This is a genomic window from Micromonospora sp. MA102, assembly GCF_025460765.1.
GTDB classification, from domain to species: Bacteria; Actinomycetota; Actinomycetes; order Mycobacteriales; family Micromonosporaceae; genus Micromonospora; species Micromonospora halotolerans.
Genome location: NZ_JAMWEG010000016.1, coordinates 120,269 through 145,943, shown reverse-complemented (window position 1 = coordinate 145,943; position 25,675 = coordinate 120,269). Strand labels below are relative to the sequence as shown.

The 25,675-nt window shown below is 72.7% G+C and carries 22 protein-coding genes and 1 pseudogene; 14 read left to right on the top strand and 9 right to left on the bottom strand.

What is annotated here, in order from left to right; translation table 11 throughout:
* Window positions 1–126, top strand: a pseudogene (locus NFX44_RS26340) (phytochelatin synthase); the annotation flags it as partial.
* 82 nt (window positions 127–208) lie between these two features.
* Here the strand turns inward: NFX44_RS26340 and recQ are convergent.
* Window positions 209–2,050 (bottom strand): DNA helicase RecQ, encoded by a 1,842-nt coding sequence (gene recQ, locus NFX44_RS26335; protein WP_262286280.1) that lies wholly within the window; start codon window positions 2,048–2,050, stop codon window positions 209–211.
* Window positions 2,051–2,332: 282 nt separating this feature from the next.
* Between recQ and rapZ the strand changes: the two genes are divergently transcribed.
* The 8 genes from rapZ (at window position 2,333) to NFX44_RS26295 (ending at window position 9,335) form a co-directional block, all read left to right on the top strand.
* Entirely contained in the window at window positions 2,333–3,241 is a 909-nt protein-coding gene (gene rapZ, locus NFX44_RS26330; RefSeq protein ID WP_151461987.1) for an RNase adapter RapZ, read from the top strand.
* On the top strand, window positions 3,238–4,215 hold the full coding sequence (gene yvcK / locus NFX44_RS26325) for a uridine diphosphate-N-acetylglucosamine-binding protein YvcK (RefSeq protein ID WP_262286279.1): 978 nt from the start codon (window positions 3,238–3,240) through the stop codon (window positions 4,213–4,215). Before rapZ ends, yvcK begins: the two co-directional genes overlap by 4 nt.
* A gap of 57 nt (window positions 4,216–4,272) precedes the next feature.
* Window positions 4,273–5,253, top strand: a complete 981-nt coding sequence (gene whiA / locus NFX44_RS26320) for a DNA-binding protein WhiA (RefSeq protein ID WP_262286278.1) — start codon at window positions 4,273–4,275, stop codon at window positions 5,251–5,253.
* A 261-nt stretch (window positions 5,254–5,514) separates the two neighbouring features.
* Entirely contained in the window at window positions 5,515–6,519 is a 1,005-nt protein-coding gene (gap, locus tag NFX44_RS26315; RefSeq protein WP_154227719.1) for a type I glyceraldehyde-3-phosphate dehydrogenase, read from the top strand.
* A complete protein-coding gene (gene pgk / locus NFX44_RS26310) occupies window positions 6,516–7,715 on the top strand; it encodes a phosphoglycerate kinase (RefSeq protein WP_262286277.1) in 1,200 nt (399 codons plus the stop codon). Before gap ends, pgk begins: the two co-directional genes overlap by 4 nt.
* Complete coding sequence (gene tpiA / locus NFX44_RS26305) at window positions 7,716–8,507, top strand: triose-phosphate isomerase (RefSeq protein WP_262286276.1); 792 nt, start codon at window positions 7,716–7,718, stop codon at window positions 8,505–8,507.
* Between the two features lie 95 nt (window positions 8,508–8,602).
* Window positions 8,603–8,863, top strand: a complete 261-nt coding sequence (gene secG / locus NFX44_RS26300; protein WP_151461972.1) for a preprotein translocase subunit SecG — start codon at window positions 8,603–8,605, stop codon at window positions 8,861–8,863.
* Between the two features lie 127 nt (window positions 8,864–8,990).
* Window positions 8,991–9,335: an RNA polymerase-binding protein RbpA gene (locus NFX44_RS26295; protein WP_262286275.1), complete on the top strand. Its 345-nt coding sequence runs from the start codon at window positions 8,991–8,993 to the stop codon at window positions 9,333–9,335.
* Between the two features lie 46 nt (window positions 9,336–9,381).
* Here NFX44_RS26295 and pgl read toward each other — a convergent pair whose 3' ends face one another.
* The 6 genes from pgl to tkt form a co-directional block, all read right to left on the bottom strand.
* Entirely contained in the window at window positions 9,382–10,152 is a 771-nt protein-coding gene (gene pgl, locus NFX44_RS26290; RefSeq protein WP_262286274.1) for a 6-phosphogluconolactonase, read from the bottom strand.
* Window positions 10,153–10,230: 78 nt separating this feature from the next.
* The gene (locus NFX44_RS26285; protein WP_262286273.1) at window positions 10,231–11,247 is read right to left on the bottom strand and encodes a glucose-6-phosphate dehydrogenase assembly protein OpcA; all 1,017 of its coding nucleotides are present in this window, start codon (window positions 11,245–11,247) and stop codon (window positions 10,231–10,233) included.
* Complete coding sequence (zwf, locus tag NFX44_RS26280; protein ID WP_262286272.1) at window positions 11,244–12,758, bottom strand: glucose-6-phosphate dehydrogenase; 1,515 nt, start codon at window positions 12,756–12,758, stop codon at window positions 11,244–11,246. The genes NFX44_RS26285 and zwf overlap by 4 nt, the downstream gene beginning before the upstream one ends.
* Before the next feature lie 38 nt (window positions 12,759–12,796).
* The gene (locus NFX44_RS26275) at window positions 12,797–14,437 is read right to left on the bottom strand and encodes a glucose-6-phosphate isomerase (protein ID WP_262286271.1); all 1,641 of its coding nucleotides are present in this window, start codon (window positions 14,435–14,437) and stop codon (window positions 12,797–12,799) included.
* Window positions 14,438–14,500: 63 nt separating this feature from the next.
* On the bottom strand, window positions 14,501–15,679 hold the full coding sequence (tal, locus tag NFX44_RS26270; RefSeq protein WP_262286270.1) for a transaldolase: 1,179 nt from the start codon (window positions 15,677–15,679) through the stop codon (window positions 14,501–14,503).
* Between the two features lie 15 nt (window positions 15,680–15,694).
* Window positions 15,695–17,833, bottom strand: a complete 2,139-nt coding sequence (tkt, locus tag NFX44_RS26265; protein WP_262286269.1) for a transketolase — start codon at window positions 17,831–17,833, stop codon at window positions 15,695–15,697.
* A 266-nt stretch (window positions 17,834–18,099) separates the two neighbouring features.
* Between tkt and NFX44_RS26260 the strand changes: the two genes are divergently transcribed.
* The 3 genes from NFX44_RS26260 to NFX44_RS26250 all read left to right on the top strand — a co-directional run bounded on the left by NFX44_RS26260 (window position 18,100) and on the right by NFX44_RS26250 (window position 20,570).
* Entirely contained in the window at window positions 18,100–19,059 is a 960-nt protein-coding gene (locus tag NFX44_RS26260) for a heme o synthase (RefSeq protein WP_262286268.1), read from the top strand.
* Window positions 19,060–19,310: 251 nt separating this feature from the next.
* Window positions 19,311–19,643 (top strand): hypothetical protein, encoded by a 333-nt coding sequence (locus NFX44_RS26255; RefSeq protein WP_151461964.1) that lies wholly within the window; start codon window positions 19,311–19,313, stop codon window positions 19,641–19,643.
* A 6-nt stretch (window positions 19,644–19,649) separates the two neighbouring features.
* Window positions 19,650–20,570, top strand: coding sequence for a RimK family alpha-L-glutamate ligase (locus NFX44_RS26250; protein ID WP_262286267.1), 921 nt, complete (start codon window positions 19,650–19,652; stop codon window positions 20,568–20,570).
* Window positions 20,571–20,610: 40 nt separating this feature from the next.
* Here NFX44_RS26250 and NFX44_RS26245 read toward each other — a convergent pair whose 3' ends face one another.
* Both NFX44_RS26245 and NFX44_RS26240 read right to left on the bottom strand, forming a co-directional pair.
* Window positions 20,611–22,278 (bottom strand): right-handed parallel beta-helix repeat-containing protein, encoded by a 1,668-nt coding sequence (locus NFX44_RS26245; RefSeq protein WP_262286266.1) that lies wholly within the window; start codon window positions 22,276–22,278, stop codon window positions 20,611–20,613.
* A gap of 93 nt (window positions 22,279–22,371) precedes the next feature.
* The gene (locus NFX44_RS26240; protein WP_262286265.1) at window positions 22,372–23,340 is read right to left on the bottom strand and encodes a heme A synthase; all 969 of its coding nucleotides are present in this window, start codon (window positions 23,338–23,340) and stop codon (window positions 22,372–22,374) included.
* 200 nt (window positions 23,341–23,540) lie between these two features.
* Here NFX44_RS26240 and NFX44_RS26235 point away from each other — a divergent pair, with 200 nt between their 5' ends.
* Both NFX44_RS26235 and sufB read left to right on the top strand, forming a co-directional pair.
* Complete coding sequence (locus NFX44_RS26235; RefSeq protein ID WP_315974635.1) at window positions 23,541–24,191, top strand: transcriptional regulator; 651 nt, start codon at window positions 23,541–23,543, stop codon at window positions 24,189–24,191.
* Entirely contained in the window at window positions 24,188–25,618 is a 1,431-nt protein-coding gene (gene sufB / locus NFX44_RS26230) for a Fe-S cluster assembly protein SufB (protein ID WP_107075697.1), read from the top strand. Before NFX44_RS26235 ends, sufB begins: the two co-directional genes overlap by 4 nt.
* Window positions 25,619–25,675 lie beyond the last annotated feature (57 nt).

The window sequence follows — 25,675 nt, the reverse complement described above, 5'->3', positions numbered from 1 at the left end:
GGCTACCAGAACGACGGCCACACCGTGACCATCGCCGACAGCGCCAACCCCAACACCGCCTCCTACCGCATCAGCGTCGACAACCTGGCCGACTGGATCGCCACCCGCGGCTACAGCGCCTCCTGACCGGCTATCCGCTGACAGGAGCGAGCACGAAGGGCCGGCCCCCACAAGGGGTCGGCCCTTCGTCGTGTCTGCGGACCGAGGCTCAGGATTCGGCGAGCACGCCGAGGATCCCCTCGCCGTACTTGGCCAGCTTGTTGTCGCCGACGCCGCTGATCCGGGACAGCTCGGCCAGCGAGGTGGGCGCCTCGGTGGCGATCTGCCGCAGGGTGGCGTCGTGGAAGATCACGTACGCCGGGACGCCCTGTTCCTTGGCGGTGGCCGCCCGCCAGGCGCGGAGCCGCTCGAACACCGGGGCGGCGGCCGGGGCGAGGTCGGCCACCACGGTGGCCGCGCCCCGGGGCTTGGCGGACCGGCCGGACGCCGGCCGTTCCGGCTCGCGCCGCATGGTGACCGTGCGCCGCCGGCCCAGCACCTCGGCGCTCGCCTCGGTGAGGGCCAGCGTGCCGTAGTCGCCCTCGACGGCGAGCAGGCCCTCGGCCAGCAGTTGCCGCACCACGCCCCGCCACTCGGTCTCGCGCAGGTCGGTGCCGATGCCGAAGGTGCTCAGCGAGTCGTGGCCGTGCTGGTCGATCTTGTCGGTGTGCTTGCCGAGGAGGATGTCCACGCAATGGCCGGCGCCGAACCGCTGGTTGCGTTCGCGGTCGAGCCGGTAGACGGTGGAGAGCAGCTTCTGCGCGGCGACCGTGCCGTCCCAGGACTCCGGCGGCTCCAGGCAGGTGTCGCAGTTGCCGCAGTTGGGCGTGCCGCTCTCGCCGAAGTATTCGAGGAGTTGCGCGCGGCGGCAGCGCACCGTCTCGCAGAGCGCCAGCATGGCGTCGAGGTGGGCGGCGAGGTTGCGCCGGTGGGCCAGGTCGCCCTCCGAGGTCTCGATCATCTTGCGTTGCTGCACCACGTCCTGGAGCCCGTACGCCAGCCAGGCCGTCGACGGCAGCCCGTCGCGCCCGGCGCGACCGGTCTCCTGGTAGTAGCCCTCCACCGACTTGGGCAGGTCGAGGTGGGCGACGAAGCGGACGTCGGGCTTGTCGATCCCCATGCCGAAGGCGATGGTCGCGACCATGACGAGGCCGTCCTCGCGCAGGAACCGCTGCTGGTTGGTTGCCCGGGTCGCCGCGTCGAGCCCGGCGTGGTACGGCAGCGCCGCGACCCCGTTGGCGACGAGGAACTCGGCGGTCTTCTCCACGGAGGCGCGGGACAGGCAGTAGACGATGCCGGCGTCGCCCGGGTGTTCGTCGCGCAGCAGGGCGAGCAGCTGCTTGCGCGGCTCCCGCTTGGGCACGATCCGGTACTGGATGTTGGGCCGGTCGAAGCTGGCCACGAAGTGCCGGGCGTCGGTGAGCTTGAGCCGGGTGGCGATCTCCGCGCGGGTGGCCTGGGTGGCGGTGGCGGTCAGCGCGATCCGCGGCACCCCCGGCCAGCGCTCGTGCAGCATCGACAGGTTGAGGTAGTCGGGGCGGAAGTCGTGGCCCCACTGGGAGACGCAATGCGCCTCGTCGATCGCGAACAGCCCGATCCGCCCGCGCTCCAGCAGGGCGAGCGTGGCGCGCGTGGCGAGGGCCTCCGGGGCGAGGTAGAGCAGGTCGAGCTCGCCGGCGAGGAACGCCGCCTCGACCCGCCGCCGCTCGGCGAGATCCTGGGTCGAGTTGAGGAACCCGGCCCGGACGCCGACCGCGGTCAGCGCGTCGACCTGGTCCTGCATGAGCGCGATCAGCGGCGAGACGACCACCGCCACGCCGTCGCGGACCAGCGCCGGGATCTGGTAGCAGAGCGACTTGCCGCCCCCGGTCGGCATGAGCACCAGCGCGTCGCCGCCGGCCACCACGTGCTCGACGACCTCGTGCTGGAAGCCGCGGAAGGCGTCGTAGCCGAAGACGCGGCGCAGCACCCGCAGCGCGTCCTCGGTCCGCTGATCGGTGGGGGAGACCATCCGCGCAGTCTACGAGCGCCCGCCGACACCGCCCCGCCCCGAGCGGGCGTGTGGCGGCAACCGGACGCGGTGACCGAACCTCCGCAGCGCGGCGACCGGGCCTCGACCGGGCGGCAGCCGGACCTTGACAAAACGGACAAGCACCTGTTCCGGTCGTCACCCCGTGGAATCCCGGGCGGGGTCGCAGCCGTTAGAGTCGCTGACTGACCAACGCGCGGCCGACCGGCCGCGGCGCCACGGCTGGGGGTACGGGTGAGCGAGGCGCGGACGGCGGGAGACCTGGTGCCGACCAACGCGGAGACAGCTCTCGGGCGGCCGGCGCCGGCCGAGGCGGACACCACCCTGGTGGTGGTGACCGGCCTGTCCGGCGGTGGCCGCAGCACCGTGGCCCGGGCGTTGGAGAACGTCGGCTACTACGTGGTGGACAACCTGCCTCAGGCCCTCATGCTGGACATGGCCGAGCTGGCCTTCAAGGCCGGCGGCGCGGCCCGGCGTACGGCGATGGTGCTGGACGTCCGCTCCCGGGCCTTCTCCACGGACCTGGCCGGGGCGATCCGGGAGCTGCGCGAGCGCGGCTTCCAGCCCCGGGTGGTCTTCGTCGACGCCGACGACGAGGTGCTGATCCGCCGTTTCGAGAGCGTCCGCCGCTCGCACCCGCTCCAGGGTGACGGGCGGCTGGCCGACGGGATCGCCGTCGAGCGGGCGCTGCTGGAGGAGGCCCGCGACCAGGCCGACGTGATCATCGACACCAGCCACCTGAACGTGAACCAGCTCCGCCGCCGCGTCGAGGAGCTGTTCGGCGGGGAGGACTCGCGCCGGCTGCGGATCACCGTGCTCTCCTTCGGCTTCAAGTACGGCCTTCCGCCGGACGCCGACTTCGTGATGGACGCCCGGTTCCTGCCGAACCCCTACTGGGTGCCGGAGCTGCGCGAGCACACCGGGCGCGAGGAGGCGGTCAGCGCGTACGTGCTGGGCCAGGAGGGCGCGGACGCCTTCGTGGCCGGGTACGCGGACCTGGTCAACGCCACCACCGCCGGTTTCGAGCGGGAGGGCAAGCGCTACCTGACCGTGGCCGTGGGCTGCACCGGTGGCAAGCACCGCAGCGTGGCGATCGCCGAGGAGCTGGCCGCCCGGCTGCGCCGCTCCGGCATCGCCGCCAACCCGCAGCACCGGGACCTGGGGCGGGAATGAACCCGACGAGGGTGGTCGCCTTCGGCGGCGGGCACGGGCTGTCGGCGTCGCTGCGGGCGCTGCGGCACTGCGTACCCGAACTGGATCTGGACATCACCGCGGTGGTCACGGTCGGCGACGACGGCGGCTCCAGCGGGCGGCTGCGCGCGGAGCGCGGCGGCCTCCCGCCGGGCGACCTGCGGCAGGCGCTCGTGGCCCTGGCCGGCGACCACCCGGCCACCCGGCGCAGCGCGGCGCTGTTCCAGCATCGCTTCGCCGCGGCCGGAGGCGGGCCCGACGGCGCCGATTCGCTCGCCGGCCACGCGGTCGGCAACCTGCTGCTGCACGGGCTGACCGAGCTGCTCGGCGACCCGGTGGTGGCCCTCGACCACGCGGGCGCGATGCTGGGCGCGGTCGGCCGGGTGCTGCCGATGTCCCGGCAGCCGGTCGGCATCGAGGCCCAGGTGCGCGGCGCCGACCCGGACCGCCCGGACGAGGTCCGCACGGTGCGCGGCCAGCACCAGGTGGCGGTCACCTCCGGCACGGTCGAGTCGCTGCGGCTGACGCCGGCGGCGCCGGCCGCCTGCGCCGAGGCGGTGACCGCGGTGCGCGCCGCCGACTGGTTGATCTTCGGGCCGGGCAGCTGGTACACCAGTGTGCTGCCGCACCTGCTGGTGCCCGGCCTGGCCGACGCGATCGTCTCCAGCCCGGCCCGTCGGCTGGTGACCCTCAACCTGGTGGCCGAGAAGGAGACCCTCGGCCTCTCCCTTCCCGACCATCTGGACACTCTCCGGCGCTATCTGCCCGAGTTGAAGGTGGACATGGTGCTTGCCGATTCCACGGCGGTGGGTGATCCCGTGGCGGTCGAACGTGCGGCAGAATCGCTGGGTGCCCGGCTGGTCCTCGCTCCCGTCGCCGTCACCGACGGCACGCCCCGTCATGATCCGGCCGCCCTGGGCGCCGCGTTGGTGCCTGTCCTGGGCGCCGATCGTTAGACACGTACGTAATCACCGGCGACACGCCGGAACCCGGTCCGTGAGGGGGCGCGCAACATGGCGATGACGGCTGCGGTCAAGGACGAGCTGAGTCGGGTCGACGTGCCCAAGCCCTGCTGCCGGCGGGCGGAGATGGCGGCCCTGCTCCGGTTCGCCGGTGGGCTGCACATCGTGTCGGGCCGCGTCGTGGTCGAGGCGGAGCTGGACACCGGCGCGGTGGCCCGGCGGCTCCGCCGGGAGATCGCCGAGGTCTACGGCTACCCGAGTGAGATCCACGTGCTGGCCTCCGGCGGCCTGCGCAAGGGCAGCCACTTCATCGTGCGGGTGGTGAAGGACGGCGAGGCCCTCGCCCGGCAGACCGGCCTGCTGGACGTCCGGGGTCGCCCGGTGCGTGGCCTGCCCCCGCACGTGGTGGCCGCGAACGTCTGCTGCGCGGTCTCCGCCTGGCGGGGCGCGTTCATGGCGCACGGCTCGCTCACCGAGCCGGGCCGGTCCAGCGCGCTGGAGATCACCTGCCCCGGCCCGGAATCCGCGCTGGCCCTGGTCGGCGCCGCCCGCCGGATCGGCATCACCGCCAAGAACCGCGAGGTGCGCGGGGTGGACCGGGTGGTGGTCAAGGACGGCGACGCGATCGCCGCGCTGCTCACTCGGATCGGCGCCCACTCCAGCGTGCTGGCGTGGGAGGAGCGGCGGGTGCGCCGCGAGGTGCGGGCGACCGCCAACCGACTGGCCAACTTCGACGACGCCAACCTGCGCCGCTCGGCCCGTGCCGCGGTGGCCGCCGCCGCCCGGGTCACCCGCGCGCTGGAGATCCTCGCCGACGACGCCCCCAACCACCTGACCTCGGCCGGCCAGCTGCGGCTGGAGCACCGGCAGGCCTCCCTGGAGGAGCTGGGCGCGCTGGCCGAGCCGCCGCTGACCAAGGACGCGATCGCCGGCCGGATCCGCCGGCTGCTCGCGCTCGCCGACAAGCGGGCGCGCGACCTGGGCATCCCGGATACCGAAGCGGCCGTCACGCCCGACATGCTCGTGGTCTGATAGGAGCGGTGAGGCGTCGGGCTGCGAGGGGATCACCACCCGCCGCAGCGCGGCGGCGCGCGCTCGGATAAGGTCGCTGCGTACGGCAAGGGGGCCGGCAAGGCACTCCTCGCTGTGCTCACCGCCTCGGGCGGTCTGGTCTCCTGGGACCGCGGCGGGGTGGCCGAGATGAACCGTCAACGGCCGGCTCCACCGGTCGGCGAACAATCTCCGCCGGCCGGGGTTCGACGCCGGCGGACCAGAACGCGAGGAGATGGGCCTGTGACCATCCGGGTTGGCATCAACGGCTTCGGCCGGATCGGCCGCAACTTCTTCCGGGCAGTGCTGGCGTCCGGCGCTGACATCGAGGTCGTGGCGGTCAACGACCTGACCGACAACGCGACGCTCGCCCACCTTGTCAAGTACGACAGCATCCTGGGTCGCCTCCCGCACGAGGTGAAGGCCACCGCGGACGAGATCACCGTGGGCGGCAAGACCATCAAGGCGTACGCCGAGAAGGACCCGGCCAAGCTGCCGTGGGGCGAGGTCGGCGCCGACGTCGTCATCGAGTCCACCGGTTTCTTCACCGACGCCACCAAGGCGAAGGCGCACGTCGACGGCGGGGCCAAGAAGGTCATCATCTCCGCCCCGGCGAAGAACGAGGACGTCACCGTGGTCATGGGCGTCAACCAGGACCAGTACGACCCGGCCAAGCACACGATCATTTCGAACGCCTCCTGCACCACCAACTGCCTCGCCCCGATGGCCAAGGTGCTGCACGACACGTTCGGCATCCAGCAGGGCCTGATGACCACCATCCACGCGTACACGCAGGACCAGAACCTGCAGGACGCGCCGCACAAGGACCTGCGTCGCGCCCGGGCCGCCGCGCTCAACATCGTGCCGACCTCGACCGGCGCCGCGAAGGCGATTGGCCTGGTCCTGCCGGACCTCAAGGGCAAGCTGGACGGCTACGCGCTGCGCGTGCCGATCCCGACCGGCTCCGTCACCGATCTGACCGTCACGGTCGGCCGGGAGACCACGGTGGACGAGGTCAACGCCGCGCTCAAGGCCGCCGCGGACGGCCCGCTCAAGGGCATCCTGATCTACAACGAGGACGCGATCGTCTCCTCGGACATCGTCACCGACCCGGCGTCCTGCATCTTCGACGCGCCGCTGACCAAGGTGATCGGCAACCAGGTCAAGGTCGTCGGCTGGTACGACAACGAGTGGGGCTACTCGAACCGCCTGGTCGACCTGGTCAAGCTGGTGGGTTCGTCGCTGTGAGCATCCGCAACCTCGACGACCTGCTCGACGAGGGGGTGTCGGGTCGGCGCGTGCTGGTGCGCGCCGACCTGAACGTCCCGCTCGACAAGCAGAGCGGCGAGATCACCGACGACGGCCGGATCCGGGCCGTGCTGCCGACCCTGAGCGCGCTGGTCCAGGCCGGCGCCAAGGTGGTCGTCTGCTCGCACCTGGGCCGCCCGAAGGGCGCGCCGGACCCGCAGTTCAGCCTCCGCCCGGTGGCCGGGCGGCTCGGCGAGCTGCTCGGCGCCCCGGTGCACTTCGCCGAGGACACCGTCGGCGACTCGGCCCGTTCCACCGTGGCGGGCCTGGCCGACGGCCAGGTCGCCCTGCTGGAGAACCTGCGCTTCAACAAGGGCGAGACCAGCAAGGACGACGCCGAGCGGGGCGCCTTCGCCGACCAGCTCGCTGCCTTCGGCGAGGTGTACGTGGACGACGCCTTCGGCGCGGTGCATCGCAAGCACGCGAGCGTCTACGACGTGCCGGCCCGGCTGCCGCACGTCGCCGGCCGCCTCGTGCTGCGCGAGGTGGAGGTGCTCAGCAAGCTCACCGGTGACCCGGAGCGGCCGTACGTGGTGGTGCTGGGCGGCTCCAAGGTCTCCGACAAGCTGGCCGTGATCGAGGCGCTGCTGCCCACGGTCGACCGGCTGCTCATCGGCGGCGGGATGTGCTTCACCTTCCTCAAGGCCCAGGGCCACGAGGTGGGCACCTCGCTGCTGGAGAAGGAGATGGTCGAGACCTGCCGCAACCTGCTGGAGCGGTCCGGCGGCAAGATCATGCTTCCGGTCGACGTGGTGGCCGCGGACGCGTTCGCGCCCGACGCCGCCCACGACACGGTGCCGGCCGACGGCATCCCGAGCCACCGGCTGGGGCTGGACATCGGCCCTGAGACGGTGGCCGGCTTCACGGCCGCGCTGTCCCAGGCGAAGACGATCTTCTGGAACGGCCCGATGGGCGTGTTCGAGATGGCCGCGTTCGCGAACGGCACCCGGGGCATCGCCGAGGCGATCACCAAGACCGACGCGTTCAGCGTGGTCGGCGGCGGCGACTCGGCCGCGGCGGTGCGGGCGCTCGGCCTGGACGAGTCCTCGTTCGGGCACATCTCCACCGGCGGCGGCGCCTCCCTGGAATACCTCGAGGGCAAGACCCTCCCCGGCATCGCGGCCCTGGAGAGCTGAATGGCGAGCACCCCCCGCCGGCCGCTGATGGCCGGCAACTGGAAGATGAACTTGAACCACCTCGAGGCCAACCTGCTGGTGCAGAAGCTGGCCGCGAGCCTCAACGAGAAGCAGCTCACCGAGGTCGAGACGGTGGTCCTGCCGCCCTTCACCGACCTGCGCACCGTGCAGACCGCGGTGGACGGCGACAAGCTGCTGATCGGCTACGGCGGGCAGGACCTGTCGCCGTTCCAGTCGGGCGCGTACACCGGGGACATCTCCGGGGCGATGCTCGCCAAGCTGGGCTGCACCTACGTGGTGGTCGGCCACTCCGAGCGGCGGCAGTACCACCACGAGGACGACGCCCTGGTCAACGCCAAGGTGGCCGCCGCGCTGGCGAACGGGCTGACCCCGATCCTCTGCATCGGCGAGGGGCTGGAGATCCGCGAGCAGCTCCGGCACGTGCCGCACTGCTGCGACCAGCTCGACGCGGCCCTGAAGGGGCTCACCCCGGAGCAGGTCACCAAGGTCGTCGTGGCGTACGAGCCGGTCTGGGCGATCGGCACCGGCAAGACGGCGACCCCGGAGGACGCCCAGGAGGTCTGCGGGGAGGTACGCAAGCGCCTGGTGGAGACCTTCGGCCAGGACACCGCGGACCAGGTCCGGATCCTCTACGGCGGGTCGGTGAAGTCGTCGAACGTGGCGGCGACCATGGCCCAGCCGGACGTGGACGGGGCGCTGGTCGGGGGCGCCAGCCTGGACGCCGAGGAATTCGCGCAGATCTGCCGGTTCCCGGAGCACATCGCCCGCTGATCGCTCGCTATCCTTGACGCTGCCCGCCCACCGGTCGGTGCCGCTGTGCCCGTCAGGACCGGGCAGTGATCGCAACGAGAGGACTGACCCCCGCCATGCCGATCTGGTTCGCCTACACGATGATCGTGTTGCTGGTCATCACGAGCATCCTGCTCACCCTGCTGATCCTCCTGCACCGTGGTAAGGGCGGCGGGTTGTCGAGCATGTTCGGCGGCGGCGTCAGCTCCAGCCTGGCCGGTTCCTCCGTGGCCGAGAAGAACCTCGACCGCTACACCGTTCTGGTGGGGATCATCTGGTTCGCGTGCATCGTCGGGATCGGGCTCTGGCTCCGGCTCCAGACGGGCAGCGGCGCCTGAGCGAGCGCTCCGAGTCGTACAATCTGCGCGCGGTCCGTTACGGACCGCGCGCAGTTTTTTCTCCGCGCGTCGCCCGCCGCCCACCCCCGAAGGCGGCGGTCCCCTCCGACGACAGGAGCGAGCAGCCGTGTCCAGTGGCAACGTCATCCGCGGCACCCGGATCGGGTCCGCCCCCGAGCGGTTCGAGCAGCGCATCGAGCCGGCGCCCCGCCGGCCGGTCACCTACTGGTGCGCGAACGACCACCGCGTCCGGTTCCTCATCGCCGCCGAGGCGGAAGCCCCGGAGACCTGGGACTGCCCGCGGTGCGGGGAGCCGGCCGGCCCCGACCGGGGCAACCCACCCGGCCCGGCCCGGGCCGAGCCCTACAAGACCCACCTGGCGTACGTGCAGGAGCGCCGCACCCCGGAGCAGGGTGAGGCGCTGCTCGCCGAGGCCCTGGAGACGCTGCGCCGGCGGCGCGGCGGGGCCTGAGCACGCGGGAGCCCCGACCCGCCCGGGCCGGGGCTCCGCCGTCGTTTCAGCGCAGGCTGCGCAGCCGGGGCGGCACGTTCGCCGCCGCGGAGCGGTCCAGCAGCCACAGCGTCCGGGACACCCCGCGCACGCCGGCCGCCGGCAGCTGCACCGGCCCGGCCCCGGCCAGGGCCATCCCGACCGCCCGGGCCTTGTCCGCCCCGGCGGCCACCAGCCAGACCTCCTCGGCCGTGTTGATCGTCGGGAGGGTCAGCGTGGTGCGCACCGGCGGCGGCTTGGGGCTGCCGCGTACGGCGCTGACCGGGCGGTTGTCGTGGTGCACCGGGTGCTCGGGGAAGACCGAGGCGACGTGCCCGTCCTCGCCGACGCCGAGCATGAGCACGTCGAAGTGGGGGAGGGCGGCGGTCCCCGGCCGGGCGGCCCGGGCCAGTTCCTGCGCGTACCCGGCGGCGGCCGCCTCCGGGTCGTTGCCGGCCGGCCCGTCGGAGGCCGGCATGGGGTGGATGCGGGCCGGGTCCAGCGGTACCACGTCCAGCAGCGCCGCCCGGGCCTGGGTCTCGTTACGTTCCGGGTCGCCGGCCGGCAGGAACCGCTCGTCGCCCCACCAGACGTCGACCCGGGACCAGTCGACGGCGTCCCGGGCCGGCAGCTGCGCCACCGCCCGGTACACCGCCGCGGCGATCCGCCCGCCGGTCAGCACCACCGACGCCTGGCCGCGCTCGGCCTGCGCGTCGAGCAGCTTCACCACCAACCGGGCCGCCACCGCCTGCGCCAGCAGGTCGGGGTCGGCGTGTACGGCGACACTCGCCTCACTCATCCATCGTGCCTTCGTCCTCCGACCGCCCCGCGGCGGTCACCTGTGCTGTCCGGCCGCCGCGCGGCCCGTGGCTGCCGCTCATTCGTTGGCGGTCGCGCCGGCGTGTGCGGTGACCCCCGCCTCGGCCCGCTGGGCGGTCGCCGGATCCTTCCACACGTGCACCCGGTGGGCGGGCCGCTGCTCGAGCCCGGTGAGGCCGGCGGTCGCGCCGAGCGCCTCGGCGTAGACCTGGTCGGCGTCGAGCCGGCGCAGCTCCTCGGCCAGCTCGTCGCCGAGCGGCCGGCGGACCAGCGGCAGCGTCCGGTCCTCCTGGCCGCTCCGCCGGAAGATGGCCGCGTTCTCGTCGCGGGTCAGCATCAGCTCGTCGCCGTTGGCGCAGCGCAGCTGCACCTCGCGCATCCGCGGGAAGTTGTCGGTGTGCTCCCACACCGGGTCGATGCCGAGCCGCGCGGTCAGCCAGCCGCGCATGAGCGCCGCCGTCGGGTCGGTGCGCGGCGCCACCACGGTCGCCTCGGTGATCCGGGCCTGGGTGGTGTCGAACGCCCCGGCCACGAGGGTGCGCCACGGGGTGATCCGGGTCCAGGCCAGGTCGGTGTCGCCCGGGGCGTAGTCCGCGGCCCGCTGCCGCAGCGCGGCGATCGGGTCGGCGGCCTGCGCCGTGTCGGTGATCCGCCGGTCGGCCACCACACCGAGGAAGTCGGTGGCGATCTCGTCCGGCGGCTCGCCGTGCCACCACGTCACCACCGGCACGTCCGGGACCAGCAGCGGCATCACCACCGACTCGGCGTGCAGCGCGAGCCGGCCGTACATCCGGGTCACCACCGCCTCGCACGGGCCGAGCCGGCCGCCGACCACGATCTCCGCGTCCAGCCGGTTGCGGTCCCGCTCGACGTCGGAGCGGACCACGACGAGCAGCCGGCACGGGTGGGCGGCGGCCGCGATGGTCGCCGCCGCCTCCGCCTCCCGGACGCGCTTCTCGTCGACCACCACGATCAGCGTGAGCGCCATGCCGCTGGCCACCCCGCCCGCGCTGCGCCGCTCGGCGGCGAGCGCCTTGACCACCTCGTTCCCGGTGGTGTCCCACAAGCCGATCATGCTCTCCTCCAGGACCGGCCCTCGCGGGCCAGCATCTCGTCGGCGGCCCGCGGGCCCCACTCGCCGGCCCGGTACGGCTCCGGCTTGGTGCCCGTCCAGGCGTGCTCCAGCGGGTCCACGACCTGCCAGCTCTGCTCCACCTCGGCCGCGTCCGGGAACAGCGTCCGGTCACCGATGAGCACGTCCAGCACCAGCCGCTCGTACGCCTCGGGGCTGGACTCGGTGAACGCCTCGCCGTACTGGAAGTCCATCGCGATGTCGCGGACCTCCATGGTCGTGCCCGGCACCTTGGAGCCGAACTTCAGCACCACGCCCTCGTCGGGCTGGACCCGGATGACGAGCTGGTTGGGGCCGAGCGCCTCCATGTCGGCGGGGTTGAACGGCAGGTGCGGCGCCGTCTTGAACACGATGGCCACCTCGGTGACCCGCCGGGGCAGCCGCTTGCCGGCCCGGATGTAGAACGGCACCCCGGCCCAGCGGCGGTTCTGGATGCCCAGCTTCACGGCCACGTACGTCTCGGTGGTGGAGTCCGCCGGGACGCCCTCCTCGTCGAGGTAGCCGACGGCGCGTTCGCCGCCCACCCAGCCGGGCAGGTACTGCCCGCGGACGGTGTCCCGGGAGACGTCCTTCGGCACCGTGATGGCCCTGAGCACCTTGAGCTTCTCGGTCCGGATCTCGTCGGCGTCGAAGCTCGTCGGCTCCTCCATGGCCACCAGGGCGAGCAGCTGGAGCAGGTGGTTCTGGAGCACGTCCCGGGCGGTGCCGACGGAGTCGTAGAAGGCGGCCCGGCTGCCGATGCCGACGTCCTCGGCCATGGTGATCTGCACCGAGTCGACGTACTTGGAGTTCCACAGCGGCTCGAACAGGTTGTTGGCGAAGCGCAGGGCCAGGATGTTCTGGACCGTCTCCTTGCCCAGGTAGTGGTCGATCCGGAACACGTCCTGCCGGGTGAAGACATCGTCGACCAGGTCGTTGAGCGACTTCGCCGAGGGCAGGTCGTTGCCGAACGGCTTCTCCACCACCACGCGGCGCCACCCGCCGGACTTGGCGTTGTCCGCCATGCCGGTGCGGGCGAGCTGCTTGAGCACCAGGGGGAAGGCCGCCGGGGGGATGGAGAAGTAGAAGGCGGCGTTGCCCGGGATGCCGTGGGTGTCGCGCAGCTCGTCGAGGGTGGCCGCGAGGTGGTCGAAGGCGGCGTCGTCGTCGAACGAGCCGCCGACGAACTTGATGTTGCCGGCGAGCCGGGCCCAGACCTCCTCCCGCCACGGGGTGCGGGCGTGCTTCTTGGCCGCGTCGTGGGCCAGCCCCTCGAAGTCGCCGTCGCCCCAGTCGCGCCGGGCGAAGCCCAGGACCACGAAACCGGGCGGCAGCAGCCCCCGGTTCGCCAGGTCGTAGACCGCCGGCAGGAGCTTCTTCTTGGCCAGGTCGCCGGTCACCCCGAAGATCACCAGAGCGCACGGCTCCGGGATCCGTGGCAGCCGGCGGTCCTGAGGATCGCGCAGCGGGTTCATGCCGCCTCCTCGCTCCGCCGATGTCACGTCATTCATCGTCACGTCAGTGTCCGTCCGGCCGCATCCAGTAGCTGGGCGACGCCCGCCGCCCGCTCGGTCAGGTGCAGGCGCAGCACCGGCCGCCCGCGATCGGCGAGGGCCCGCCGGTCGCCGGCGGCCTGGGCCGCCTGAAGGTCTCCGAAGGTGTACGGGCGGCCGGGCACCGGCAGGTCGTCGGTGACCGCGCCGGTCACCTGGAGGTGACTGCCGGCCCGCGGGCCGCCCTTGTGGTACTGCCCGGTGGAGTGCAGGCAACGCGGCCCCCACCCGAAGGTGACCGGGCGCGCGGTCGCCCGCGCCAGCAGCGGGCGCAGCCCGGCCACCGCCGCGTCGCCCCACCGGTCGAGGTAGGCGGCCACCGCCAGGTAGCCGTCATCGCCCAGCCCGGCGAGCAGCCAGGTCAGCGCGCCGGCCAGGTCGGCGGGGGCGCCGGCCGGGGCGTACACCTGGATGGCGCCCTCGGTGGCCGAGGGCGACTCCGCCGGCGTGCCGGCGGCGAGCAACCGCGCGGCGTGCTCCGTGCTCTCGGCGACGTCCGGCTGGCCGAACGGGTCGACGTCGAGGACGGCGGCGGCGAGCGCGCTGGCGTACTCCCAGGTGAGGAACTGGGCGCCGAGCGGGCCGTTGACCGCCAGGTCGGCGGGGCCGGGCGCGACGCCCGGGCCGAGGGCCCCGCCGTAGCCCACGGTCAGCACGCCCGGGCCGGTGGCGCCGGGAGCGTCCGGGGACTCCACCACGACCGGGAGGATGCCCTGACCGGCCTTGCCGGTGGACTCGGCGAGCAGTTGCTCGGCCCAGTCGCCCAGCCCGTCGAGCCCGGTGCCGTCGGACACCAGCGCGACGGTGTCCCGGCCGGTGGTGGCCGCCGCGGCGAGCGCCGCCCCGAGGGCCAGGCCCGGGTTGTCCCGGTCCCGGTCGAGCGCGCCGGCGAGGGCCTCGGCGTCGTCCAGCAGGTCGGCGACCGGCGCCCCGGCCAGCGCCGCGGGAACCAGCCCGAAGGCGGTGAGCGCCGAGTACCGGGCGCCCACCGCCGGGTCGGACTGGATGACCACCACGCCCAGCTCGTCGGCGACCGCCTCCAGCGGGGAGCCGGGGTCGGTGACCACCACGAAGTGCCGGGCGGCCTCCGCGTCGGTCAGCCCGGCGTCCAGGAACGCCTGCCAGTACGCCCGCCGGATGCTGTCGGTCTCGACCGTGGCCCCGGACCTGCCGGCGACCACCACCACGGTGCGGTCCAGCCGGTCGGCCAGGGCCGCGCGGACCTCGCCGGGATCGGTGCCGTCCAGCACGGTCAGCGGCCGCCCGAGGGTCCGGGCGACCACCTCGGGGGCGAGCGAGGAGCCGCCCGACCCGGCCAGTACCACGTGGTCCAGGTCGGCCAGCTCCTCGGTCAGCTCGGCGAGCTGGGGGAGCAGGTCCCGGGCGCGCGCGTGGGTGTCCAACCAGCCCAGCGCCGTCCGGGCCGTCGCCTCGGCGGCCGGCCCCCAGAGGGTCGGGTCCTTGGCGGCGAGCCGGGCGGGGAGGTCCGCGGCGACCAGCGCGGCCCGCACGGACGCGGGCGCGGACCCGTCGACCGCGTCCGCGCCGTGCACGGCCAGCCCGGCGGCGATGTCCGCACGGCCGGCCAGCAGGTCGCTCACCTCACCACCCCGTCCTCGTGGCGTGGCGCGTCCCGGGTCCCGGGACGCGTCCGGCGCCGTCCGTCACGCGTTGCCCCCGGCCTTCTCGGCGGCCCGCGCGTTGCCCTTGGCGGCCTGGTTCGGCTGGCCGATGCCCTTGGCCGCCTCGGCGAGGGACTTCTTGACCCCGTCGAGCAGTTCCATCCAGCTCGTGGCGAACTTCTCCACGCCCTCCCGCTCCAGCGTCTCGATCACGTCGGCCATGTCCACGCCGACGGCCTCCAGGTCGGTGAAGACCTTGCGGGCCGCGTCGTACGCGCCGGTGACCGTGTCGCCGCGGGTCTCCCCGTGGTCGGCGTAGGCGTGGATGACCGCCTCCGGCATGGTGTTGACCGTGCCGGGCGCGATCAGCTGCTCGACGTACATGACGTCCCGGTAGTCCGGGTTCTTGGTCGAGGTGGAGGCCCACAGCGGGCGCTGCGGGTGGGCGCCGGCGTCGGCCAGCTTCCGCCACCGGTCGGAGCCGAAGACCTCGGCGTAGCGCTCGTACGCCAGCTGGGCGTTGGCGATGGCGGCCTTGCCGCGCAGCGCCTTGGCCTCGTCGGAACCGATCTTCTCCAGCCGCTTGTCCACCTCGGTGTCGACCCGGGAGACGAAGAACGAGGCGACCGACCCGATCTTCGACAGGTCGTGGCCATTGGCCTTCGCCTGCTCCAGACCGGCCAGGAACGCCTCCATGACCTGCGAGTACCGGTCCAGGCCGAAGATCAGCGTGACGTTCACGCTGATCCCCTCGGCCAGGGTCGCGGTGATCGCCGGCAGGCCCGCCTCGGTGGCCGGGATCTTGATGAACAGGTTCGGCCGGTCGACCAGCCACCAGAGCGCCTTGGCCTCGGCCACGGTCCGGTCGGACTCGTGGGCCAGCCGCGGGTCGACCTCGATCGACACCCGGCCGTCCACTCCGGCGCTCTTGTCGTAGGAGGGGCGCATCACGTCGCAGGCCCACCGCACGTCGTACGTGGTGAGCATGCGGACCGCCTCCTCGACCTCGATGCCGCGGGTGGCGAGGTCGCGCAGCTGCCAGTTGTACTCGTCGGCGTCGCTGAGTGCCTTCGCGAAGATCGTCGGGTTGGTGGTCACCCCGGCCACGTGCGACTCGCGGCGGAGCTTGTCCAGCCCACCGGAGCTCAGTCGTACCCGGGAAAGATCGTCGAGCCAGATCGCCACACCGGCGGCCTGGAGCTCGCTCAGCCTGTCCGTCATGCTGTCCACGCTCCCTCAGTTGCCGGTCGTGAAACCGGTGATGTCGCCCACCCGGGTCAGCGCCGCGTGCGCGGCGGCCACGATCCGGTCGGGGGTGAACCCGAACTGCTCGAAGAGCACGGTGTGCGGCGCGCTCGCCCCGTAGTGCTCCAGGCTCACGCACTCGCCGCTGTCCCCGACGATCGCCCGCCAGGACATCGCGATGCCCGCCTCCACGCTCACCCGTGCCTTTACCCCGCGCGGGAGCACCGACTCCCGGTAGGCCTCGTCCTGCGCGAAGAACCATTCCTGGCAGGGCATCGAGACGACCCGGGTGGGGGTGCCGTCGGCCTCCAGCCGCTCCCGGGCGGTGAGGCAGAGCTGCACCTCGGAGCCGGTGCCCACGATGATCACCTGCGGCTTGCCGTTGGACGCCTCGGCCAGCACGTAGCCGCCCTTGGTCACGCCCTCGACGCTGCCCAGCTCGGTGCGGTCGAACGTCGGCAGCGCCTGCCGGCTGAGCGCCAGCGCGGTGGGCCGGTCGGTGTGCTCCAGGGCCTGCCGCCACGCCCAGGCGGTCTCGTTGGCGTCGGCCGGGCGGACCACGTCGAGGCCCGGGATGGCCCGCAGCGCGGTCAGGTGCTCCACCGGCTGGTGGGTCGGTCCGTCCTCGCCGAGGCCGATCGAGTCGTGCGTCCAGACGTAGGTCACCGGCAGCTTCATCAGCGCGGCGAGCCGCACCGAGGGGCGCATGTAGTCGCTGAACACCAGGAACGTGCCGCCGTACGGGCGGGTGCCGCCGTGCAGCGCGATGCCGTTGAGGATCGCGCCCATGGCGTGCTCGCGGATGCCGAAGTGCAGGGTGCGGCCGTACTCGTCGCCCGGGAAGTCCTTGGTGGCGTGCTCGGCCGGGATGAAGGACGGCTCGCCCTTCATGGTGGTGTTGTTGCTCTCCGCCAGGTCGGCGGAGCCGCCCCACAGCTCCGGCAGCACCGGGGCGAGGGCCTCCAGGACCTTGCCGGAGGCGGCCCGGGTGGCCACGCCCTTGGCGTCGGCCGGGAAGGTCGGCAGCGCGTCGGCCCAGCCCTGCGGGAGCGTACGGGTGGACATCCGCTCCCAGAGCGCCTTGCGCTCCGGGTTGGCCTGCGCCCAGGCGTCGAACGCGGTGGTCCACGCCGCCTGCGCCTCGGCACCGCGCTCCATGACCTGGCGGGCGTGCTTGAGCACCTCATCGTCGACCTCGAAGGTGCGCTCCGGGTCGAAGCCGAGGATCCGCTTGGTGGCCTTCACCTCGTCGGCGCCCAGCGCCGAGCCGTGGATCTTGCCGGTGTTCTGCTTGTTGGGCGCCGGCCAGCCGATGATGGTGCGCAGCGCGATGAAGGACGGCCGGCCGGTCTCCGCCTTCGCGGCCAGCAGCGCCTCGTACAGCGCCTCGACGTCCTCGTGGTAGTCGCCCTGGTCGGCGTCGCCGCGGCGCCAGTCGACCGTCTGGACGTGCCAGCCGTACGCCTCGTAGCGGGCCGCCACGTCCTCGCTCTTGGCGATCCGGGTGTCGTCCTCGATCGAGATCTCGTTGTCGTCGTAGATCACGCAGAGGTTGCCGAGCTGCTGGTGACCGGCGAGGGCGCTCACCTCGTGGCTGATGCCCTCCTCGATGTCACCGTCCGAGGCGATGCACCAGATGTCGTGGCGGAACGGGGAGTCGGCCCGGTCCGGGTCGGGGTCGAACAGGCCGCGCTCGCGGCGGGCCGCCATGGCCATGCCGACCGCGTTGCCGAGGCCCTGGCCGAGCGGGCCGGTGGTGGTCTCGACGCCCGGGGTGTGGCCGTGCTCCGGGTGACCCGGGGTGAGCGAATCCCACTGGCGCAGCGCCTTGAGGTCGTCCAGGGCCAGCGGGTAGCCGGAGAGGAAGAGCTGGATGTAGAGGGTCAGGCTGGAGTGCCCGGCGGACAGCACGAACCGGTCCCGGCCGGGCCAGTTCGGGTCGGCCGGGTTGTGCCGCATGACCCGGTTGAAGAGCAGGTACGCCGCCGGGGCGAGGCTCATGGCCGTGCCCGGGTGGCCGTTGCCGGATTTCTCCACGGCGTCCATGGCCAGCACGCGGACCGTGTCGACGGCCCTGCGGTCGAGGTCGGACCAGTTGAGAGCGGGAAGCTCGGGTCGGTTGGCAGCCACGATGGTTGTGCTCCTCGGCAGATGGGCGGAACCCTCACTGATGACCCTATCGAGCGGCCCTAAACGTCCGCCCGGGGATCTCTGCATGCTGGTCTGTACGTCTCCGACCCGATCAGCCGTTCAACCCGGGATGTGACGGCCCGCACCGTTGCCGGGTCTGCGGGGCAGCCAAAACGACGCCGCGTAGTGTGTGGGGCGGTGTGTGGACCCGGAGGGGTCCGAGCCGACCCCGACCTCCCCCCGCCGAAGCCGGAAGGTGGCAATCCGTGAGCATGATCACCGAGCGCCCCGTCAGCGACTCTGCCGGGCAACCGCCGGTGGGCACGGTGGCGGAGGCGCCGGCGACCGGCCGGCGGGACGTGCGGGCCGTGGTCGCCGCGTACGTGGCGCTCACCAAGCCGCGGATCGTCGAGCTGCTGCTGGTCACCACCGTGCCGGCGATGATGCTGGCCGACGGCGGCATGCCGGCGCTCTGGCTGGTGGCCGTGGTGCTGGTCGGCGGCTCGCTCGCCGCGGGCGCGGCCAGCGTGCTCAACTGCTACATCGACCGCGACATCGACCAGTTGATGCGGCGCACCAAGCGCCGGCCGCTGCCCGCGCACACCGTGTCGCCGCGCAGCGCGCTGATCTTCGGGCTGGTGCTCGCGGTGATCTCGGTGGCGCTGATGGCCGCCACGACGAACTGGCTGGCCGCCGGGCTGACCCTCGCGGCGATCGCCTACTACGACCTGGTCTACACGCTCTGGCTGAAGCGCACCACGGCCGCCAACACCTTCTGGGGCGGCGCCTGCGGGGCGGCGCCGGTGCTGATCGGCTGGGCGGCGGTCACCGGCTCCCTGGCACCGGCCGCCTGGGGCCTGTTCGCGGTGGTCTTCTTCTGGCAGATGCCGCACTTCTACGCCCTGGCGATCAAGTACAAGGCGGACTACGCGCGGGCCGGCATCCCGATGTTGCCGGTGGTGGCCTCGGTCCGCCGGGTCAACGCGGAGATCATCCTCTTCTCCTGGCTGACCCTGCTCTCCTCGCTGGCGGTCTGGCCGCTCGGGATGAGCCCGATCTACGGCGTCACCGCGCTGGTGGTCGGCGGGATCTTCGTCGTCGAGGCACACAAGCTCTGCCGGCGCGCGGCGCGCGGCGAAGCGGTCAAGCCCATGCGGCTGTTCCACTGGTCCACCACCTACCTCACCATCCTGTTCGCGGCCGTCGCCCTCGACGCGCTGCTCTAGTGGCGTTTCCCGCGCTCACCGGAGTGGATGGGTTCCCCGTGTCGCGGATTTCATCAGAATTTTTTTCGGTGTGAGTCGGACGGGCTCAACCCGGACAGACTGTGACGATCTCCGCCGCCCGTTTTGGGCAGGCGTAGTCGACATGTACGGGCAAATTACCTGTGGTCTTCCTTAAACCCGGAGGTAATTGGCATCACATTCAGTTCATCGTTCTCGCACATCCGAGTGGTTGTCTGCTTAGGCTTCGCGTCATGGCAGATGGTTCCGATACGACGCTGACGGCTGACAAGACCGCCGAGCAGGCCCCCAACGGCCTGGTCGCGGGCATCAAGTCGTTCGCCGCCGGACACGGCGGGGCGAAGGCGGTCATCGAGTACGTCGGCAAGCGCGGCGCACGGATCGTCCTCGTGGGTTCCGACGGGGCGTGGGCCGACCAGTTCGCCGACGGCACCGACGTCGCGCGGCAGGCCTGCGCCAAGGCAGGAGTGACCGTCGAGAACGCCTGGGAGCGCGAGCTGATGGACCAGATGCGTCCGAGCAACGACCTCTGGCGGTCGATGGCCCGGCGCACGATGGCCCGTTGACATAAATTGACCAACCACCACCAGTCGACCCGGGGGAAACCCCGGGTCGCTCTCGTCACCTGCACGGCCCTTCCCGACCTCGACCCGGACGACCGGCTCGTGCTCGCCCCGCTCGCCGCCCGCGGCGTCGCCGCCGAGGCGGTCGTCTGGGACGACCCGGCCGTGGACTGGTCCCGCTACGACCTGGTCGTGCTCCGCTCGCCCTGGGACTACGCGCTGCGCCGCGACGAGTTCGTCGCCTGGGCGCGCACGGTGCCCACCCTGGTCAACCCGGCCGACGTGGTCGCCTGGAACACCGACAAGCGCTACCTGGCCGAGCTGTCCGCGGCCGGCGTGCCCACCGTGTCGACCGCCTGGGTCGAACCCGGGGCGGACTGGGTCCCGCCGGCCGACACGGGGGAGTACGTGATCAAGCCGGCGGTCAGCGCCGGCAGCCAGGACACCGGCCGGTACGACCTGGCCGACCCGGAGCACCGGGAGCTGGCCGCCGCCCACGTGCGGCGGCTCTCCGCGGCCGGCCGGGTCACCATGGTCCAGCCGTACCTGACGGCCGTCGACACCGCCGGGGAGACCGCGCTGCTCTTCCTGGCCGGCCCCGACGGCCTGGCGTTCAGCCACGCGATCCGCAAGGGGCCGATGCTGACCGGCCCCGACCGCGGTGTGGCCGAGCTGTACCGGGAGGAGCGGATCGACGCCCGCACGGCCACCCCGGAGCAGCTCGACACGGCGGAGAAGACCCTGGCCGTCGTGCCCGGCGGCACCGAGCGGCTGCTCTACGCCCGGGTGGACCTGATCCCCGGCCCGGACTCCGCGCCCGTCCTGGTCGAGCTGGAGCTCACCGAGCCGAGCCTCTTCGTCGGCCACGCCGACGGCGCCCCGGACCGGCTCGCGGCGGCGATCGCCACCCACCTGGCCCGGCGGTCCTGACCGTGCGTTCCGGCCCGCGCTGAGCGGGCCGGGGCGGGCGTCACTGCTCGTCGCAGTGGTTGCGATCCCAGCGGCCGCCGATCGGCGGGGTGTCCAGCCGGATCGCCGCCTCGTTCCCGGTGACGTCGTTGTCCTCCACCCGGCAGGACACGCAACTGCCCGCCTCGGTGATCCACAGTCCGTAGGTCTGGGTGTGCTCGTCCCGGTGCCAGATCCGGTTGCCCCGCACGGTGGCCGAGTCGAACGGGGCGTTGATCGCGATCCCGGCGCGCTCCGGCGGGCCGGCGGGCAGCTCGTACGGCGTGCCCGGCGCCGGGGTGGCCTCGTTCCAGCCGCTGGCCCCGTCGGGCCGCACCTCGGCCAGGGACAGCTCGTTGCCGGTGTTGTCGGCGATGACCGCGGTCCGCGAGTCGACCCGCACGATCTTGCCCCGGTGCCCGCCGGGCGGCCAGTCCGCCGTTCCGTCGGTGACCTGGCGCAGGGCGTAGCGGACCGTCGCACCGGAACCGTGGTACGCGGGCGCGGACCGGCGCCCGTTGTCCCGGATCCGGTTGTCCACCACCGCGGCGTCGATCATCGGCCGGTCGATCCGGATCCCGTCCAGCGCGTTGTCCCAGATGTGGTTCCCCTGGATCACCACGTCCTCCGCGGCGCCCCGGTAGCCGTGGCCCAGGTCGTGCTCGTGATAGCCGTAGCCGCCGTTGCGGCTGATCCGGTTGCCCCGGATCGCGTACGGCCCGGGGGTGTTGCCCATGCTGATCCCGTCGCCGACGTTGCGGTCGATCACGCAGTCGGTCAGCAGCCCGCCGCGGCCGGCGATCCCGGCCGTGCCGTTGGCCGACACGTCGAAGCCGGCCTCCAGGTTGTTCGTCAGCGTGCAGGCCGTGACGATCAGCCCGTCGGCCCCCCAGTCGGAGATGCCGAACCGGTTCGCCTGGCTGTGGCACCCCACGATGCGGTAGCCGCGCGGGGGCGGCCAGTAGTCCTTCTGCAGCTCCAGGAAGATCCCGTTGGTCCCGTTGCCCAGGGTGGTGCAGTTGGCGATGGTGAGCCGCTCCACGTCGCCCCAGCCGCCGATGCCGACGCCGATGCCCGCCCCGCCCATCTGCTCGCCGTTGTCCAGCCGCCCGCAGCCCACCACGACCACGCCGTCGATCAGGCTGTCCTGGAGGAAGTCGCAGCCCAGCCCGGTCGCACCGGTGTGGTGGATGTAGAGGTTCCGGAAGACGCCGCGTACCACGTACTGGAGCCCGAGGCCCTTGGCCAGGTAGTTGTACTGGGCCATGCCGACGCCGGAGCCGTCGATCTCGAAGTCGGCGAACGTGCAGTCGGCGATGTGCCGGTCCCGGTCCGCGCCGTGCTGCACGGTGGTCCAGAACGCCAGCGGGACCGGATCGCTCCGGTTGCCCTCGTTGCTGAGCAGGAACCGGGTCGCGGCGGACCCCGCGCCGATCAGCGACACGCCGCTGCGCCACACGGTGCCGGCGTCCCGGATCGAGTAGATGCCCGGCGGGCAGTAGATGACCCGGGCCCGGCCGTCGGCGGCGTACCCGTCACCGAGCCGTTCCACCAGGGCGGCCAGCGCCGGCTGGTCGTTGGTCACGCCGTCGCCGGTGAGCCCGAAGTCGAGGGCGTCGCACCACAGCGGCGCGCCGGCCACCGGCGTCAGCCGCTGCGGGACGGTCGTGGACAGGCCCTTGCGCGACACCGGCGGCTCCCCTCGGGCGGACGATCCGTGGCGGACCGCTTTCCCGCTGCCCGCCGGCCGTAACGCCGGGGGAGTGCCCTCAGGCGGCGCGGCTCAGGCGGCGGCGGTGACCGGCTGGCCGGCCGGCGCGGCGGCGGCCGGCGCGGGCGGGGCGGCCGGATGCCGCTCCCGGGTGGCCCAGAGCACGCCCAGGGTCGCCAGCAGCACCAGGCAGGCGCCGAGCATGTGCGCGGCGACCAGCACGGCGGGCAGGTGGGTGAAGTACTGGACGAAGCCGATCAGGCCCTGGCCCAGCTCGACCGCGACCAGCACCCCGGCGGCCCGGGCCGCCCGGGCGGCGCCCACCGCGTGGAACGCGAAGAGCAGCGCCACCGAGAGGCCGATCAGCAGGAACACCCCGTCGGCGTGCACCTGCGAGATCGCTTCCGGGTCCAGGCCGTTGCGGGCCGCGCCCTGGTCGCCCGCGTGGGGCCCGCTGCCGGTCACCCAGGTGCCGACCACCAGCACGGCCGCGCTGACCACGGTCGTGAGCAGGGCGAGGGTACGCAGCGACGCCGGCACGGTCGGGCGGACCGGCCCGTCCGGCTCGACGGTGCGCCGCCAGAGCGCGTACGCGGCGGCGATCACCGCCATCGAGGCGAGGAAGTGCAGCCCGACCACCCACGGGTTGAGGTTGGTGAGCACGGTGATGCCACCGACCACGGCCTGGGCGGGAATGCCGAACAGCACGCCGATCGCCAGCGGCAGCAGCCCGCGCGGGCGGGTCCGCTGGGCCAGCACGGCGAGCACCACGGCCAGCGCGATGATCCCCACGGCGAAGGTGAGCAGCCGGTTGCCGAACTCGATCGCCCCGTTGACGCCCATCTCGGGGGTGGCGATGTACGACTCGTCGGTGCACCGAGGCCAGGTGGGGCAGCCGAGCCCGGAGCGGGTGAGCCGGACACCCCCGCCGGTGACCACGATCGCCACGTTCGCGATGATCGAGGTGTACGCGAGGCGGCGCAGTAGCGTGGGGGAGACCGGGAACCGGGCGAAAGCCTTCACGGAGCGAATCCTACGCACCGTAGTTGATCCCGATCGGGTGACTCCGCCACCTCGGTGGTCGGGATCACCGGACCCCGGGTTTGCGGGGCTCCGGCGAATTACGTAACGTTGGCGTTGTGAAAAACGCGGCGGCGCTCTCCGGGCACCACCAGACGGCCGCCCCGGTCGTCAGCACCGCCGCGTCCACCGACCTCTCCACCCGTGACCGGGTCACCCAGCTGCTGCTGGAGCAGGGCGCGACGACCGCGGCCCAGCTCGGCACGGCGCTCGGGCTCAGCCCGGCCGCGATCCGCCGGCACCTCGACGCCATGCTCGCCGACGGCGACGTGGAGGCCCGCGAGCAGGTCGTGCGGGGCAGCCGGGGCCGGGGCCGACCGGCCAAGGTCTTCGTGCTCACCGAGGCGGCCCGGGTGCGCTGCGGCACCCACCACTACGACAACATCGCCACGGCCGCGCTGCGCTGGATCGCGCGCACCGGCGGCTCGCACGCCGTCGAGGCGTTCGCCGCCGAGCAGGTGACCGCGCTGGAGGAGCGCTGCCGCGCCGCCATGGAGGACGCCGGCGACGATCCCCTCGCCCGGGCGGAGGCGCTCGCCGGGGCGCTGACCGCCGAGGGTTACGCTGCCAACGCGTCCACGATCGCCTCCGGCGGCCAGCTGTGCCAGCACCACTGCCCGGTGGCGCACGTGGCCGCCGAGTTCCCCCAGCTGTGCGAGGCCGAGACCGCGGTGATCTCCCGTCTGGTCGGCACCCACGTGCAGCGCCTGGCCACCATCGCGCACGGCGACGGGGTGTGCACCACGCACATCCCCACCCAGCCGCGTGCCCAGTCCGGTAACACCGTCACCACTGTGAGGACAGATAGATGACCGAGCAGATCGTCCAGCCCCTGACCCAGGAGGAGCAGCTCGCCGCCCTCGGTCGCTACGAGTACGGCTGGGCCGACCCCGACGTCGCGGGGGCGGCCGCCCAGCGCGGCCTCAACGAGGCGGTGGTGCGGGACATCTCGGCCAAGAAGAACGAGCCGGCCTGGATGCTCGACCTGCGCCTGAAGGGCCTGCGGCTGTTCGGCCGCAAGCCGATGCCGGCGTGGGGCGCGGACCTCACCGGGATCGACTTCGACAACATCAAGTACTTCGTGCGGTCCACCGAGAAGCAGGCCACCAGCTGGGAGGACCTGCCCGAGGACATCAAGAACACCTACGACCGGCTGGGCATCCCCGAGGCGGAGAAGCAGCGGCTGGTCGCCGGCGTCGCGGCGCAGTACGAGTCCGAGGTCGTCTACCACAAGATCCGTGAGGACCTCGAGGAGCAGGGTGTCATCTTCCTGGACACCGACACCGCGCTGCGCGAGCACGAGGACATCTTCAAGGAGTACTTCGGCACGGTGATCCCGGTCGGCGACAACAAGTTCGCCGCCTTGAACACCTCCGTCTGGTCCGGTGGCTCGTTCATCTACGTGCCGAAGGGCGTGCACGTGGAGATCCCGCTGCAGGCCTACTTCCGGATCAACACGGAGAACATGGGCCAGTTCGAGCGGACGCTGATCATCGTCGACGAGGGTGCGTACGTGCACTACGTCGAGGGCTGCACCGCGCCGCTCTACTCCTCCGACTCGCTGCACAGCGCGGTCGTGGAGATCATCGTCAAGAAGAACGCCCGGTGCCGCTACACGACCATCCAGAACTGGTCGAACAACGTCTACAACCTGGTGACCAAGCGCGCCGTCTGCCACGAGGGCGCGACCATGGAGTGGGTCGACGGCAACATCGGCTCCAAGGTCACCATGAAGTACCCGGCGGTCTACATGACCGGCGAGCACGCCAAGGGCGAGGTGCTCTCGGTGGCCATGGCCGGCGAGGGCCAGCACCAGGACGCGGGCGCCAAGATGGTGCACGCCGCGCCGCACACCTCCTCGACCATCGTGTCGAAGTCGATCGCCCGGGGCGGCGGCCGCACCTCCTACCGGGGCCTGGTGCAGGTGCTGGAGGGTTCGCACAGCAGCCGGAGCACGGTCAAGTGCGACGCGCTGCTGGTCGACACCATCTCCCGCTCCGACACCTACCCCTACGTCGACATCCGTGAGGACGACGTGTCGATGGGGCACGAGGCGACCGTCTCCAAGATCAGCGACGACCAGCTCTTCTACCTGATGAGCCGGGGCCTGAGCGAGGACGAGGCGATGGCCATGATCGTGCGCGGCTTCATCGAGCCGATCGCCAAGGAGCTCCCGATGGAGTACGCCCTGGAGCTCAACCGCCTGATCGAGCTCCAGATGGAGGGCGCGGTCGGCTGACGCCGCCGCTCCCGCGTGGCGGGCCGGCAACCCCGGCCCGCCGCACCAGGCCCCGAT

Coding starts and splice junctions, on each gene's coding strand:
- recQ (WP_262286280.1), bottom strand. CDS start 2,050: ATGGTCTCCCCCACCGATCAGCGGACCGAGGACGCGCTGCGGGTGCTG.
- yvcK (WP_262286279.1), top strand. CDS start 3,238: ATGAACCCGACGAGGGTGGTCGCCTTCGGCGGCGGGCACGGGCTGTCG.
- whiA (WP_262286278.1), top strand. CDS start 4,273: ATGGCGATGACGGCTGCGGTCAAGGACGAGCTGAGTCGGGTCGACGTG.
- tpiA (WP_262286276.1), top strand. CDS start 7,716: ATGGCGAGCACCCCCCGCCGGCCGCTGATGGCCGGCAACTGGAAGATG.
- secG (WP_151461972.1), top strand. CDS start 8,603: ATGCCGATCTGGTTCGCCTACACGATGATCGTGTTGCTGGTCATCACG.
- pgl (WP_262286274.1), bottom strand. CDS start 10,152: ATGAGTGAGGCGAGTGTCGCCGTACACGCCGACCCCGACCTGCTGGCG.
- NFX44_RS26285 (WP_262286273.1), bottom strand. CDS start 11,247: ATGATCGGCTTGTGGGACACCACCGGGAACGAGGTGGTCAAGGCGCTC.
- zwf (WP_262286272.1), bottom strand. CDS start 12,758: ATGAACCCGCTGCGCGATCCTCAGGACCGCCGGCTGCCACGGATCCCG.
- tal (WP_262286270.1), bottom strand. CDS start 15,679: ATGACGGACAGGCTGAGCGAGCTCCAGGCCGCCGGTGTGGCGATCTGG.
- NFX44_RS26255 (WP_151461964.1), top strand. CDS start 19,311: ATGGCAGATGGTTCCGATACGACGCTGACGGCTGACAAGACCGCCGAG.
- sufB (WP_107075697.1), top strand. CDS start 24,188: ATGACCGAGCAGATCGTCCAGCCCCTGACCCAGGAGGAGCAGCTCGCC.